Source organism: Micromonospora sp. NPDC005173, assembly GCF_040608515.1.
Classification (GTDB): Bacteria; Actinomycetota; Actinomycetes; order Mycobacteriales; family Micromonosporaceae; genus Micromonospora.
This window is the reverse complement of sequence record NZ_JBEXIK010000001.1, coordinates 300,999-314,693: the sequence shown is the minus strand read 5'-3', so window position 1 is coordinate 314,693 and position 13,695 is coordinate 300,999. Positions and strand designations below refer to the sequence as shown.

Annotated in this window: 11 protein-coding genes; 8 read left to right on the top strand and 3 right to left on the bottom strand. The window is 72.2% G+C overall.

Annotated elements, in window-relative coordinates:
* Positions 1 to 37: 37 nt before the first annotated feature.
* The 3 genes from ABZV00_RS01520 to purB all read left to right on the top strand — a co-directional run bounded on the left by ABZV00_RS01520 (position 38) and on the right by purB (position 4,803).
* The gene (locus ABZV00_RS01520; protein ID WP_355600891.1) at positions 38 to 1,330 is read left to right on the top strand and encodes an acetyl-CoA C-acetyltransferase; all 1,293 of its coding nucleotides are present in this window, start codon (positions 38 to 40) and stop codon (positions 1,328 to 1,330) included.
* Positions 1,331 to 1,478: 148 nt separating this feature from the next.
* Positions 1,479 to 3,185 carry a sugar ABC transporter permease gene (locus ABZV00_RS01515; protein ID WP_355600889.1) on the top strand — a complete coding sequence of 569 codons (1,707 nt, stop codon included), beginning with the start codon at positions 1,479 to 1,481 and terminating at the stop codon, positions 3,183 to 3,185.
* Positions 3,186 to 3,381: 196 nt separating this feature from the next.
* Positions 3,382 to 4,803, top strand: coding sequence for an adenylosuccinate lyase (gene purB / locus ABZV00_RS01510; protein WP_355600887.1), 1,422 nt, complete (start codon positions 3,382 to 3,384; stop codon positions 4,801 to 4,803).
* Positions 4,804 to 4,921: 118 nt separating this feature from the next.
* Here purB and ABZV00_RS01505 read toward each other — a convergent pair whose 3' ends face one another.
* Together ABZV00_RS01505 and ABZV00_RS01500 are read right to left on the bottom strand one after the other, a co-directional pair.
* Positions 4,922 to 5,485 (bottom strand): YbjQ family protein, encoded by a 564-nt coding sequence (locus tag ABZV00_RS01505; RefSeq protein WP_355601336.1) that lies wholly within the window; start codon positions 5,483 to 5,485, stop codon positions 4,922 to 4,924.
* Positions 5,486 to 5,509: 24 nt separating this feature from the next.
* Positions 5,510 to 6,193, bottom strand: coding sequence for a trypsin-like serine protease (locus ABZV00_RS01500; protein ID WP_355600885.1), 684 nt, complete (start codon positions 6,191 to 6,193; stop codon positions 5,510 to 5,512).
* Positions 6,194 to 6,547: 354 nt separating this feature from the next.
* On the opposite strand from ABZV00_RS01500, the gene purS reads away from it, so the two are divergent.
* The 4 genes from purS to ABZV00_RS01480 all read left to right on the top strand — a co-directional run bounded on the left by purS (position 6,548) and on the right by ABZV00_RS01480 (position 11,045).
* Positions 6,548 to 6,811: a phosphoribosylformylglycinamidine synthase subunit PurS gene (purS, locus tag ABZV00_RS01495; RefSeq protein ID WP_328422351.1), complete on the top strand. Its 264-nt coding sequence runs from the start codon at positions 6,548 to 6,550 to the stop codon at positions 6,809 to 6,811.
* Entirely contained in the window at positions 6,808 to 7,491 is a 684-nt protein-coding gene (gene purQ, locus ABZV00_RS01490; RefSeq protein WP_328422353.1) for a phosphoribosylformylglycinamidine synthase subunit PurQ, read from the top strand. Before purS ends, purQ begins: the two co-directional genes overlap by 4 nt.
* Positions 7,492 to 7,558: 67 nt before the next feature.
* Entirely contained in the window at positions 7,559 to 10,285 is a 2,727-nt protein-coding gene (gene purL, locus ABZV00_RS01485; RefSeq protein WP_355600882.1) for a phosphoribosylformylglycinamidine synthase subunit PurL, read from the top strand.
* A 4-nt stretch (positions 10,286 to 10,289) separates the two neighbouring features.
* A complete protein-coding gene (locus ABZV00_RS01480; protein WP_355601334.1) occupies positions 10,290 to 11,045 on the top strand; it encodes a 2-phosphosulfolactate phosphatase in 756 nt (251 codons plus the stop codon).
* A 93-nt stretch (positions 11,046 to 11,138) separates the two neighbouring features.
* On the opposite strand, the gene ABZV00_RS01475 is transcribed toward ABZV00_RS01480, so the two are convergent.
* Positions 11,139 to 13,178: a carboxypeptidase-like regulatory domain-containing protein gene (locus ABZV00_RS01475; RefSeq protein ID WP_355600880.1), complete on the bottom strand. Its 2,040-nt coding sequence runs from the start codon at positions 13,176 to 13,178 to the stop codon at positions 11,139 to 11,141.
* A gap of 160 nt (positions 13,179 to 13,338) precedes the next feature.
* Here ABZV00_RS01475 and ABZV00_RS01470 point away from each other — a divergent pair, with 160 nt between their 5' ends.
* Positions 13,339 to 13,692 (top strand): sterol carrier family protein, encoded by a 354-nt coding sequence (locus ABZV00_RS01470; protein WP_355600878.1) that lies wholly within the window; start codon positions 13,339 to 13,341, stop codon positions 13,690 to 13,692.
* Positions 13,693 to 13,695 lie beyond the last annotated feature (3 nt).

Here is a 13,695-nt window from a genome sequence, read left to right as displayed (position 1 = left end):
AGTAGGGTTCGAGCAACACATCTCAAGGAGGCGGATCGTGCAGAGCATCCGACGGGTCGCGGTCATCGGCGGCAACCGCGTCCCCTTCGCCCGTTCCAACTCCCGCTATGCGGACGCCTCCAACTCGGACCTGCTCGGCGCGGCGCTGGACGGTCTGATCGCCCGGTACGGGCTGGCCGGCCAGCGGGTCGGCGAGGTGGTGGCCGGGGCGGTCCTCAAGCACTCCCGTGACTTCAACCTCGCCCGCGAGGTGGTGCTCGGCTCCCGGCTCGACCCGCACACCCCGGCGTACGACATCCAGCAGGCCTGCGGCACGGGCCTAGAGGCGGCGATCCTCGTCGCCAACAAGATCGCCCTCGGGCAACTCGCCGTGGGCATCGCCGGCGGCGTCGACAGCACCTCCGACGCGCCGCTCGCGGTCAACGAGGAGATGCGGCGCACGCTGCTCAAACTCAACTCCGCCCGGACGCTGGGCGAGCGGCTCAAGATCGCCGCGAAGCTGCGCCCGCTCCAGCCGTTCAAGCCGGAGATCCCGCGCAACGCCGAGCCGCGTACCGGCCTGTCGATGGGGGACCACGCCGCCCGCACCGCGCTGCGCTGGCAGATCGACCGGCGGTCCCAGGACGAGCTGGCGCTGCGCTCGCACCAGCGGCTGGCTGCCGCGTACGACCGGGGCTTCTTCGACGACCTGATGACGCCGTACCTGGGGCTGACCCGCGACCAGAACCTGCGCCCCGACACCAGCCTGGAGAAGCTCGGCTCGCTCAAGCCGGTCTTCGGCACCCGGGACCCGGACGCCGAGCAGGCCACCATGACCGCCGGCAACTCCTCGCCACTCACCGACGGCGCGTCGACCGTGCTGCTGGCCAGCGAGGAGTGGGCCCGCGAGCACCACCTGCCGGTGCTCGCCTGGTTCAGCTGGTCGGAGACGGCGGCGGTGGACTTCGTGCACGGCGACGAAGGGCTGCTGATGGCCCCGACGTACGCGGTGCCGAGGATGCTGTCCCGGGCCGGGCTGACGTTGCAGGACTTCGACTACTACGAGATCCACGAGGCGTTCGCCTCGCAGGTGCTGGCCACCCTCGCGGCCTGGGAGTCGCCGGAGTTCTGCAAGGAGCGGTTGGGCCTGGACGCGCCGCTCGGTGCGATCGACCGGGAGAAGCTGAACGTCAACGGCTCGTCGTTGGCGGCCGGTCACCCGTTCGCCGCCACCGGCGGCCGGATCGTGGCGACCCTGGCGAAGCTGCTGGCCGAGAAGGGCAGCGGGCGGGGGCTGATCTCGATCTGCGCGGCCGGTGGCCAGGGCGTGACGGCGATCCTGGAACGCTGACGGCTGGGGCGTTCGCAGCTGTCGTACTGCGCAGGGCGGACGCGGGATCTTTTCCGGTGACCGCGTTCCGGTGCCCCGGATGCTGGCGAGGGCCGTTGTCCTAGCCTGAGTCGTTCCTCTGTCTACAGTCGACCGAAGGATGGCTCCGGTGTCTGCCACCCCCATGCCCATGTCCGACCCCAAGGCTCCTCTCGCGCCGCCGCCGACGAGCCCGCCCGGTCCCGGGTCGTCCGGGGGCGTCGGGATCGGCCGGAGCGCCCAGGTCGTCGCCGGCCTGCTGCTGATCGTGCCGGCGGCTGCCGCTCTGCTCTGGTCGTACGTGCTGCCGTCGGTCCGCACGCTGTCGGAGAGCTTCAGCCGCGGCGACGCGCTGGGCGGCCCGGCCGAGGCCGCCGGCGGCGACAACTACGCGCAGGTGATCGAGCGCGGGTTCCTCGGCGACCTGGGCTACGCGCTGCTCCTCGCCCTCGTGCCGCTGCTGCTCGCACTGCTCGCCGCCCCGCTGCTCGCGCTCGCCGCGGCGCGGGTCGGCCGGGTGCCCCGGCTGGTGACCCGGGCGCTGCTGACCTTGCCGCTGGCCGCCTACGCCCCGCTCGCTGTGGGGACGGTGTGGACGATGGACCGGTTCGAGGCCGAGGGGGACGCCTGGGCGCAGGCGCCCACGCTGACCGCCGTACGCACCGTGGCGCTACTGACGGCCGGGCTGGTGGTCGCGGTCGGTGCCACCGTCTTCCTCGCCGCGCTGCGCCGCAGCCCCGGCGGCGGCCGTTCCGGCCCGGCTGCCCTGGCCGTCGGCGGCGTCCTCGGGCTGACCGTCGTCGCGGTGGCCGTGCAGTCCTGGTCCCTCCAGTCGCCCGTTCTCTTGGGGCAGGGCGACCAGATCGGCCCGGTGGTGCGGATCGTCCGCGAGTGCCTGGTCCACTTCCAGTTCGGCGTCGGCGCCGCCGGCAGCGTGCTGCTGCTGGCGCTGCTGGCGGTGCTCGGCATCCTCGCCGTCGTCCTGCTCCTGGCCACCCGGACGAGGATCGCCTTCACCGGGTGGCGCGACCGCCCGGCCGACGACCCGGCCGTCCGCGCGGTCGGCACCCACAATCCGGTTGCGCTCGGGCTGCTGGCGGTGGGACTGCTCGCGTTCCTCGGGGTGCTCGGCTATGTGCTGACGCCATGGCTGCGGGCGCTCACCTCGGACGGCGGAGAGTTGCCCGCCAGCCTCTCCGCCAGCGAAATTCAGGCCAACACCTGGCTTCCGCCACTGATCTCCACGGTGGTCGGGGTGGGCCTCGCCGCCCTGGCCGGCTTCGCCATCGGTGGCCTGCGCCCGCTTGGCCGCGCCAGCGAGCTGCTCCTGCTGCCGTTCGCGCCCTGGCTCTTCGTCGGCGACGGCCCGCTGGCCATCGCCAACTTCCTGCGGGCCCGTGAGGCCGATCAGCTCAACACCTTCGTCGGGTCGATCCCGCCGGGCTGGCTCTGCATCCCCGCGCTGGTGGCGTTCACCCTCTTCTTCCGGGGCCAGCGGGAACGCTGGGCGGCCGGCGGCCGGTTCGGCGCGACCATGCTGCTGCCCGCCCTCCCCCTGCTGGCGGGCGTCGGGCTGCTCGACTGGCTGGTCGGCGCGCAGAGCTGGCTCTGGCCGCAACTGGTGGTCCAGGACCCCGAAAATGCGCCGGCGACCAACCTGCTCGTCATGCGGATCGCCCAGTCCTTCGGCGCCGAGGACGCGGCGCAGGGGATGGTGGCCCAGGTGCTGCCGCTGCCGATGCTGGCGCTGTTCCTCGTCGCGTTCGTGGCGTTGCAGGTGGGCTACCTGGACCGGCTCGTCGTCCGGGCGGGGTCGACGGAGGAGCGGCGGGACTGACCGCGTGACCGCCGCACAGCAGCAGGCCGTCGCGTTCGATCCGGCGGTCGCCCTGGCCGGGCGGTAGGACGTCGGCGGGAGGTCGCCGGCTGGTGGTGTGCGAGCCGCCGGCCGGCGACCCCCCGGCTGTCGCCGCTGGTGAGCAGCCGGACGTCCACAACGGGACCGCGTCCGCGGGCATGAAAGACTGAGGTACGTGACGATCCCGAACGTGCTCGCCAACCGGTACGCCTCGCCCGAGTTGGTTGCCCTCTGGTCCCCGGAGGAGAAGGTCCGGATGGAGCGGCGGCTCTGGCTCGCCGTGCTCCGCGCACAGCGCGACCTCGGCGTGCCCGTGCCAGACGGCGTGGTCGAGGCGTACGAGCGGGTGCTCGACCAGGTCGACCTAGCCTCGATCGCGGAGCGGGAGCGGGTCACCCGGCACGACGTGAAGGCCCGGATCGAGGAGTTCAGCGCGCTCGCCGGGCACGAGCACGTGCACAAGGGGATGACCTCCCGGGATCTCACCGAGAACGTCGAGCAGCTCCAGGTGCGCGCGTCGCTGGAGTTGATTCGGGACCGGGTGGTGGCCACCCTGGCCCGCCTGGCCTGGCTCGCCCACGAGCACTCCGAGCTGGTGATGACCGGCCGTTCGCACAACGTGGCCGCGCAGGCCACCACCCTCGGCAAGCGCTTCGCGTCGGCGGCGGAGGAGCTGCTGATCGCGTACGAGCGGCTGGAAGACCTGATCAACTGGTACCCGCTGCGCGGGATCAAGGGGCCGGTCGGCACCGCCGCCGACCAGCTCGACCTCTTCGACGGCGACGCCGACAAGGTGGCCGAGCTGGAGCGCCGGGTGGCCGAGCACCTGGGTTTCACCCGGGTGCTGGACAGCGTCGGGCAGGTTTACCCGCGCTCGATCGATATGGCGGTGCTCGCCGCGCTCTCCCAGGTCGCGGCGGCACCGAGCAGCCTGGCCACCACGATCCGGCTGATGGTCGGCCAGGAGTTGGTCACCGAGGGCTTCAAGCCGGGCCAGGTCGGCTCCAGCGCCATGCCGCACAAGATGAACACCCGCTCGTCGGAGCGGGTGAACGGCTTCGCGGTGATCATCCGGGGATACCTGTCGATGGTCGGCGAGCTGGCCGGTGACCAGTGGAACGAGGGGGACGTCTCCTGCTCGGTGGTTCGCCGGGTGGCCCTGCCGGACGCGTTCTTCGCCGCCGACGGGCTGTTCCAGACCTTCCTCACCGTGCTCGACGAGTTCGGCGCGTACCCGGCGGTGATCAACCGGGAGTTGGAGCGGTTCCTGCCCTTCCTGGCCACCACGAAGATCCTGGTGGCGGCGGTCCGGCGCGGCGTCGGCCGGGAGGTCGCGCACGAGGTGATCAAGGAGCACGCGGTCGCCGTGGCGCTGGCCATGCGCGAGAAGGGCGCCCCGGAGAACGATCTCTTCGACCGGCTGGCCGCAGACGGCCGGCTCGGTCTGTCCCGCGCCGACATCGACACCCTGGTCGCCGACCGCACCGCCTTCGTCGGCGCCGCCTCCGCCCAGGTCGCAGCGGTCACCCGCCGCATCACCGACGTCGTGACAGCCCACCCCGAAGCCGCCACCTACTCCCCACCCCCCATCCTCTAACCCCGCGACCGCCCCACTGGTTGATCATGAAGTTGTTGCCCCGACACGCCGAGGCGGAGGGCAATAACTTCATGATCATCGGGTCGGGATGGGGTGGGGCGCGGGGTGGCGTGGGTGGTTAGTCGCCGGTGGGGGTTTCTGCTGCGCTGCGGAGGTTGGGGGCGCTGGCTGGTTCGGCGATGCCGCCCGGTGCCTCCACGACTGTTGGCTGCTGCGCGGTCTCCGCCGCGATCGCGGGCTGGTCGGCGGGCATGACGTCCGGCATGACGGGTACGACGATCACCGCCGTGCCGTAGGCGCAGATCTCCATCCACATCTCGCCGCAGTCCCGGCTGTCGAACCGCATGCCGATCACCGCGTTCGCACCCAGCCGAAGGGCCTCCTCGCCGAGCCGGGCCACCGAGTCGGTGCGCCACCGGGTCAGGTTGTCCGGCGCCATCGGGTCGTACGCGCCACCGCGCAGGTTCTTGACCCCCTCGCGGTACGGGTTGCGCGTCCTGGCCATCGATGACACCACCTCACCGAGAATCTGGCGGATCTCGTAGCCGGGCAGTTGCTCCGTCGTGACGACCAGCACGTTTCCGATGCTGTCAGGAGCAGCGCGACCCGATCGTGTGCATTGTTCACCTGATCGGATGCTGCAAAACGACGCGGCGCGGACGGCCGGAACGCCGCCGACCATCCGCACCGCGCCGGGCGCTAACCGTCAGACACCCGCCACCGAGGTGATCCAGGCCCGGTTGTACGCAACGCTGCCGTAGTTCTGGATGGTCGACCCGTTGGCCGTGGAGGCGACGCCGACCTGCTGGCCGTTGTAGAACTGCGGGCCACCGGAGTCGCCGCGCCAGGCGTTGCCGTTGATCCTGGTGCTGCGGATGGCCTGCCCGCCGTACGCGTCGGTGACGCTGTTGCTGGTCACCCGGACGGTGGCGGTCTTCAGCTGGGTGGACGCGGAGCAGCCGCTGTAGCAGGTCATGCCCCAGCCGTAGATCGAGTTCGTCGAGTTGATCGGCGGGTTGCTGTTGGCCAGCGTCACCGTCGAGGTGCTGACGGCACTGGAGAGCCGCATGAGGGCGAGGTCGCTACGGGTGTAGGTGGCGCTGATCGTGCGGGTGACCCCGCCGGAGGTGCGGTTCACGCTGCCGATCCGGACGGACATGGTGCCGCTGATGCAGTGTCGGGCGGTGAGCACCCACTGGGAGGCGATCACGCTGCCGGAGCAGGTGAACGAGCCGTTGCTGAGCACCGCGGCGGCCCAGGGTGCGGACGAGACGGTGCCGCCGCCGATGATGGGTTGCGGGCCGGCGGGGGCGGCGACGGCGCCGGAGGAGGCGCCGAGGACGCCGATCAGCGCGGTGCCGAGCAGGGCGAGCAGGGGGCGGATGCGCATCGGGGGACTCCTTGGACGGGGCGGGCCCGGGGTCGCCGGGCGCGGGAGGACGACAGCGGGGATCCCCGCTGCCGCTGACATCGAATCGTGTCGATGTAGATTAGGGCGCGCGGTGGCCGTTTTCAAGGATCTGATCGAGATCGATCAATGTAACGATTTGGCTACCCGCAGTGCCGTATATCGCCTGGTGAGGCCGCGTGTCACGCGTAGTGGCCCGTTCCGGCCGCCGGTTATGTTGATCACTGCCTGAACTGCGGCCGGCCGGTGCGTCTGCGGCGGAATCTGCCAGGTAGGCTGGCTGCGCTCGCCCGTTGTGGGTCGGCACCCAACTGCGTACACAGTCAGGAGTGCCCAGTGCCTCGCGTCGTCGTCGACGTCATGCTCAAGCCCGAGATCCTCGATCCGCAGGGCCAGGCCGTCGCAAACGCGCTGCCCCGGCTCGGCGTCAGCGACGTCGCCTCGGTTCGGATCGGCAGGCGGATCGAGATCGAGTTCACCGGTGAACCGGACCTGGACCGGGCCCGGGAGATCGCCGACAAGCTGCTCGCCAACCCGGTCATCGAGGACTTCACCGTCCGCCTGGTCGAGACCGACGAGACCGCGGACGCCCGCTCGTGACCGCCCGGGTCGGTGTGGTCACCTTCCCCGGCTCGCTCGACGACGGGGACGCGGCCCGTGCCGTCCGGATCGCCGGTGCCGAGCCGGTCCGGCTCTGGCACGGTGACCCGGGGCTGTACGGGGTCGACGCGGTCGTGCTGCCCGGCGGCTTCTCCTACGGTGACTACCTGCGCTGCGGCGCCATCGCCCGGTTCGCTCCGGTGATGGAGACGATCGTGGACGCCGCCCAGGGTGGCCTGCCGGTGCTCGGCATCTGCAACGGCTTCCAGATCCTCTGCGAGGCGCACCTGCTGCCCGGCGCGCTCACCCGCAACCAGCACCTGCACTTCCGCAACCGGGACCAGATCCTGCGCGTCGAGTCGGCCGGCACCGCGTGGACCAACGCGTTCCAGCCCGGCCAGGAGGTGCTCATTCCGGTCAAGAACGGCGAGGGCTGCTACGTCGCCGACACGGCGACGCTGGACCAGCTCGAAGCCGAGGGCCGAGTGGTCGCCCGCTACGTCGGCGGCAACCCGAACGGGTCGCAGCGCGACATCGCAGCGATCACCAACCCTGCCGGCAACGTGGTCGGCATCATGCCGCACCCCGAGCACGCGGTGGAGTCGCTCACCGGCCCCTCGCTGGACGGCCTCGGCTTCTTCACCTCGGTCCTCAAGCACCTGGTGGGGGCGCCGGCGTGACCGGCGACACGATCATCGGTCAGCTCAACCGCCGGTCGGGCGGGCACGAGCGCAGCGAGGAGAGGTCATGACCACCCATCCGGACCCGGTACGGGACACTCCGGAGGCGTACTCCGCCCCGGCGCAGCCGACCGAGCCGCGCCCGGCGCAGCCCGCCGCCCCGGCGACCGCCCCCGTCCAGCCGGTCACCGCCGACTGGACCGACGGCGTGGACACCGTGCCGCGCGCCGGTGGCACCCCGGGCGAGCTGCAGCCGTACACCGAGCTGGGCCTTCGCGACGACGAGTACGACCGGATCCGGCAGATCCTCGGCCGCCGGCCCACCCAGTCCGAGCTGGCGATGTACTCGATCATGTGGAGCGAGCACTGCTCCTACAAGTCGAGCAAGGTGCACCTGCGTCAGTTCGGTGAGAAGGCCCCGCACAGCGACCGGCTGCTCGCCGGCATCGGCGAGAACGCCGGCGTGGTGCAGGTCTCCGACGAGCTGGCCGTGACCTTCAAGGTCGAGTCGCACAACCACCCGAGCTTCGTCGAGCCGTACCAGGGCGCGGCGACCGGCGTCGGCGGCATCGTCCGGGACATCCTCGCCATGGGCGCCCGCCCGATCGCGGTGATGGACCCGCTGCGCTTCGGTGCCGCGGACCACCCCGACACCGCCCGGGTGTTGACCGGCGTGGTCGCCGGCGTCGGCGGCTACGGCAACTGCCTCGGCCTGCCCAACATCGGTGGTGAGCTGGTCTTCGACCCCTCCTACCAGGGCAACCCGCTGCTCAACGCGCTCTGCCTGGGCGTGCTGCCGGTCAACCGGCTGCAGAACAAGGCCGCCGCCGGCCCCGGCAACGTGGTCGTCCTGATGGGCGCCAAGACCGGCCGGGACGGCATCGGCGGCGTTTCGGTGCTGGCCAGCGCCACCTTCGACGAGGGCAGCGAGCAGCGCCGCCCCGCCGTGCAGGTCGGTGACCCGTTCACCGAGAAGCTGCTCATCGAGGCGTGTCTGGAGCTGTACGACGGCCAACTGGTGGTCGGCATCCAGGACCTCGGCGGCGCCGGTCTGACCTGTGCGCTCACCGAGACGGCCGCCGCGGCTGGCACCGGCATGCGGGTCTGGCTGGAGCGCGTGCCGCTGCGCGAGCCCTCGATGGACCCGCACGAGATCCTGGCCAGCGAGTCCCAGGAGCGGATGCTGCTGGTCGTCGAGCCGGACAAGCTCGACGCGGTGCTCAAGACCGCCGAGAAGTGGGGCGTGCTGGCCACCGCGATCGGCGAGGTCACCGCGCCGGAGCCGGACGGCCGTCCGGGCCGACTGCTGATCACCTGGCAGGACCACCTGGTGGTCGACGTACCGCCGGGCTCGCTGGTCGACGACGGCCCGGTCTACGCCCGGCCGATGCGCGAGCCGGCCGACCTGATCCTGCTCCAGGCCGACCGCGCAGAGACGCTGCCCCGCCCGGCCGACCCGGAGGCGCTGCGGGAGACCGTGCTGCGCATGATCGCGTCGCCGAACCTGGCCGACAAGACCTGGGTCACCGAGCAGTACGACCGCTACGTGCTGGGCAACACCGTGCTCGCTCAGCCGGAAGACGGCGGCGTGATCCGGATCGACGAGCGGACCGGGCTCGGCGTGGCGCTGTCCGTGGACGGCAACGGCCGGTACACCCGGCTCGACCCGTACAACGGCACCAAGCTCGCGCTGGCTGAGGCGTACCGGAACGTGGCGGTGACCGGCGCGAAGCCGATCGCCGTCACCAACTGCCTCAACTTCGGCTCCCCGGAGGACCCGGGCGTGATGTGGCAGTTCGCCGAGGCCGTGCGCGGCCTGGCGGACGGCTGCCTGGAGCTGGGCATCCCGGTCACCGGCGGCAACGTCAGCTTCTACAACCAGACCGGCGCGGCGGCCATCCACCCGACCCCGGTGGTCGGCGTGCTGGGTGTGCTGGACAACGTCGCCGACCGGGTGCCGATGGGCTTCGTCCCGCGCGCCGGTGGCGACCACGACCAGCTCTACCTGCTCGGCGAGACGAACGTGGAGCTCTCCGGCTCGGAGTGGGCCTGGGTGACACACGAGCACCTCGGCGGCATCCCGCCACAGGTCGACCTTGCCCGGGAGAAGGCGCTCGCCGACCTGTTGGCCGAGGCGGCCCGGGTCGGTCACCTGACCTCCGCGCACGACCTCTCCGACGGTGGCCTCGCCCAGAGCCTGGTCGAGTCCTGCCTGCGTCGCGGCGTCGGCGCCCGGATCGCCGTGCCGGAGCACTTCGCCGGCGGCTCGATGCCGTTCGTCTACCTGTTCAGCGAATCCGCCGCGCGGGCGCTGGTGTCGGTGCCGCGCGGTCACGACAAGGCGTTCGCGGCGCTCTGCGCCGAGCGGGGGGTGCCGTTCGAGCTGATCGGCGTCACCGACCCGGCCGGCGGCGCGCTGGAGGTGCACGGCCAGTTCCGGATCGGCCTGGACGAGCTGCGGGCCGCGCACACCGAGACGCTGCCCCGCCTCTTCGGCGGCGCGGCGGCCGTCGAGGTGCCCGCTCCGGCGGCTGGTGTGGCGGGCGCGGTCGAGGCCGTGGCGCTGCCGGTCGCATCGGACGCGGAGGTCGCACCGGTGGATCCGGCGGCGGTTGCCAGCGAGCCGATCGCTTCGGCCGGGCCGGCCCCGCAGACCGGGGCCGCCGAGCCGATCGCCGAGGCGCAGGTCGAGTCCGCCGAGTCGGAGCAGCCGACCACCGCCGAGCCGGCCGGGCCCGGCGGGTCGTCCGAGTCTGACTCCGGTGTCGCCGAACCGTCGCCTGACGAGCGCTGAGGCGTTGGCCGCGGCCGTCTACGGCCAACCCGGCTCCGGTGCCCGGTTCGACTGGGGGCTGACCGGGGCGGCCGAGCTCGGTCGCGTCTGCGCGGCGTTGGTGGTGGTGGACGTGCTCTCGTTCACCACCTCGGTGGAGGTGGCGGTCGGCCGCGGCATGCGGGTGCACCCGTTCCCCTGGGGTGAGCAGGCCGCCGATTACGCGCTGCGGGTCGGCGCGGTGGCCGCGGTGGGCCGTCGGCGGACGACAGCGGACCATCCGTGGTCGCTCTCGCCCGCCGCGCTGAGCACCGCGCCGGTGGTGGCGGACCTGGTGCTGCCCTCCCCGAACGGCTCGGCGATCAGCGCCGCCGCCAGCGCCACCGGGCTACCGGTGGTCGCGGCGTGCCTGCGCAACGCCCGTGCCGTCGGGCGTTGGCTGCGCCACCAGGGGTACGGCGCGGCGGACGCCCCGATCGGTGTGATCGCCTCCGGGGAACGCTGGCCGGACGGGTCGCTGCGCCCGTGCGTGGAGGATCAGCTCGGGGCGGCCTCCGTGCTCGATGCGCTCTCCGGCGTCCCCGGCGGGTTGTCGGTGGAGGCGGCCATGGCGCTCGCCGCGCTGGCCAGCACCCCGGACGTGCCCGCCGCGGTGCGCGGCAGTGTCTCCGGGCGCGAGCTGACCGAGAGTGGTTTCGCCGAGGACGTGGAGATCGCCGTCCGGGTCGGCGTGTCGGACGTCGTCCCGGTGCTCCGCCACGGCGTGTTCTCCGCCGCCTGACCCCGCGTCGACCTCACTGACCACGAGTGGATCCAGCAACAGCGAAGCGGCTACCCGGAGATCCGGGTAGCCGCTTCCTTGCGCTGTGGTCGGTCAGTCGTCCAGCCAGTCGAGGCGTCGGCCGCCCCGCTCGGTCGGCGGCGGGGTGTCCGGCCGGGTTCGGCCGGTCTGCTGGCCGTAGCCGCCGCTCTGGTCGTAGCCGCCCCGGTCGTCGTAGCCACCGCGTTGCTGCGGGGGCTCCTGGCCGTAGCCGCCGCCCTGGTCGTACCCGCCGGTCTGCTGGCCGTAGCCGCCGCTCTGGTCGTAGCCGCCCCGGTCGTCGTAGCCACCGCGTTGCTGCGGGGGCTCCTGACCGTAGCCGCCGCCCTGGTCGTAGCCACCGGCCTGCTGCCCGTAGCCGCCCTGGTCGTACCCGCCGGCCTGCTGGCCGTACCCGCCGGTCGGTTCGGCCGTCCGACCGCTGTACGGGGTCGTCGGGTCAGGCTGGCCGTAGCCGTGGCCCTGCTCCGGCTGGTAGACGCCGGTGGCGTACGGGTCGGCCGGGGCCGGGTACTGGGTGCTGTCGCCGGTGTACCGGCCGGTGGGCTCGTCGAAGCGCTCGCCATAGGCCGCGCCGCCAGCGCCGCCAGCGGGGGCCGTGTAGTCGCGGCTGCCGTAGCCGCCACCGGAGGAGGGCGCGCCGCCGTAGCCGCCACCGGAGGCCGGTGCACCGCCATAGCCGCCACCGGAGGCCGGCGCGCCACCGTAGCCCGCGCCGGAACCGGGTGCGGCGCCGTAGGCGTCTCCGGCCGCGCCTGCACCGTAGCCACCCTCGGGGGCCGCCGCCGTGCCGTAGCCGCCGCCCGAGGCGGGAGCGTTGCCGTAGCCGCCGTACCCAGCGGGCGCTGGCTCCTCGCCGTAGCCGGCGCCGCCCCAGCCCTGCTGGCCAGCCGCGCCGTACGGCTGCGCGGGCGCGCCGTACGGGTCCGGCGGAACGTCGTCGACCACGGGGCGGTGCATCATCGTCGGCGCCTCGCTCAGCGCCGCGCCACCGACCATCGTCGGGTCCGGTCCGCCTCCGGGCCGGCCGACCACCCGGGTCTGGTCGTCGGCGCCACGGAAGCCGCCGCGCGCCGCCGGGACCGCGCCGGCACCCGCCGGGGCGTCCTCGTCGTCGCCGTTCTCCTTGCGCTTCATCCAGAGCAGCACGATCGTGCCGACGCCCGCAGCCACCAGCAGGCCGCCGAGCAGGATGATCAGGTACGAGCCGAAGCCGCCACCGTCGTCCTCGTTGGCGGCGTTCGCCGCCGCGCCCGGGCTGGCCTCCTCGGAGGCCTGATCCTCGGCGCCCTCCTCGGTCGCCTCCTCGGTGGGGCTCGCCTCGGCGGAGGCCGACGGAGTGGGGCTCGGCGTCACCTCCACCTTGATCGCGAGGCTGATCCGCTGCCCGGTGATCGACTGGTTGGCGCTCGCGTTGAGCGTCTTGGTCGCCAACACGTTGTCGAAGCTCGCGCCTAGGTCGATCCGGCCCGGCGCGATCGGCTTCTCGGTGGTGCCGGTGAAGCGGAAGTTGCCGCTGCCGTCGCTGGTGGTGTCGTAGCGCCGGCCGGTGCTGTCCTGCAACATGACGACCGCGTTCGGTACGGCCTTGCCGTCGGCCTGCACGACCACCTTGCCGGAGACCGACCGAACAGTCTGCGTCTGCTGCTGCTGCGGTCCGCGAACAGTGATGTCGCGTTCAGCGCTGTCAGAGTCGCCGCCAACGCTTGCACTGATCTGAACCTTGCCGGATTTGGTGTCGCCCGGAGCTACGTTGCCCGCAACCAGGTTAACGGTGTAGGTGCCGGACTCGCCGCGGTTGATCTCTTCCGTGAAGTCGCAGCGACCGTCGCAGCTGAGTTCGCCAAAGCTGGTGCTGACCTTGATGGTTACGGAGTCGGAGTTCAACGGTGGCAGCTTGACGTTGTTGTTCGTCACTCTGAACGAGAGGGTCGCCCGCTGCCCGGAGGTCAGGGTGCCCGACGATAGGCCGGTGATCTGTACACCGGGATCGGCGGCCAGGGCCGGTGTCGCGGGGACGGCGAGCAGAGCGCTGGCAACCAGCGCTACGACCACACCGGCCCGCTGCTTCCAGGCACGTCGGTGTGTTGACACGTCCACCGCCTTCCGGACTGACTTCCCTCAACCGGCGGGGCGCCGGGCCGGGGATTATCACGGTACGAATACGCCGTCGGCAACTATGCCTTGTCTTACTGGATCGGCGCGACCCAGGGCCAGCGTCGGGTGCTCTGCCTGCGGGTCGTATCGTCCCGTCGTGTCCTCTCCGTACAGTAAGTCCACCGCCGTTGCGGCGGCATTGTCGGCGCTCGACGAGGGGCGTACGCCCGAACGGCCGGTGCTCCGGGAGGCGGTCCGGTCCTTGTTGGCCGTCCTCGCGGAGCGCGCCCCCGGCCGATCGGTGGAGGTACGCGTCCCACCATACGGGGCTGTCCAGTGCGTTCCGGGTCCTCGACACACCAGGGGAAACCCGCCAAACGTGGTCGAGATGGCCCCGGACACCTGGCTGAAGCTGGCCACCGGACGGATCGGCTGGACCGAGGCGGTTACCGACGGTCGAGTCCAGGTGAGCGGCGTCCGTGCGGACCTCTCTGCATATCTGCCCCTCTAGTTG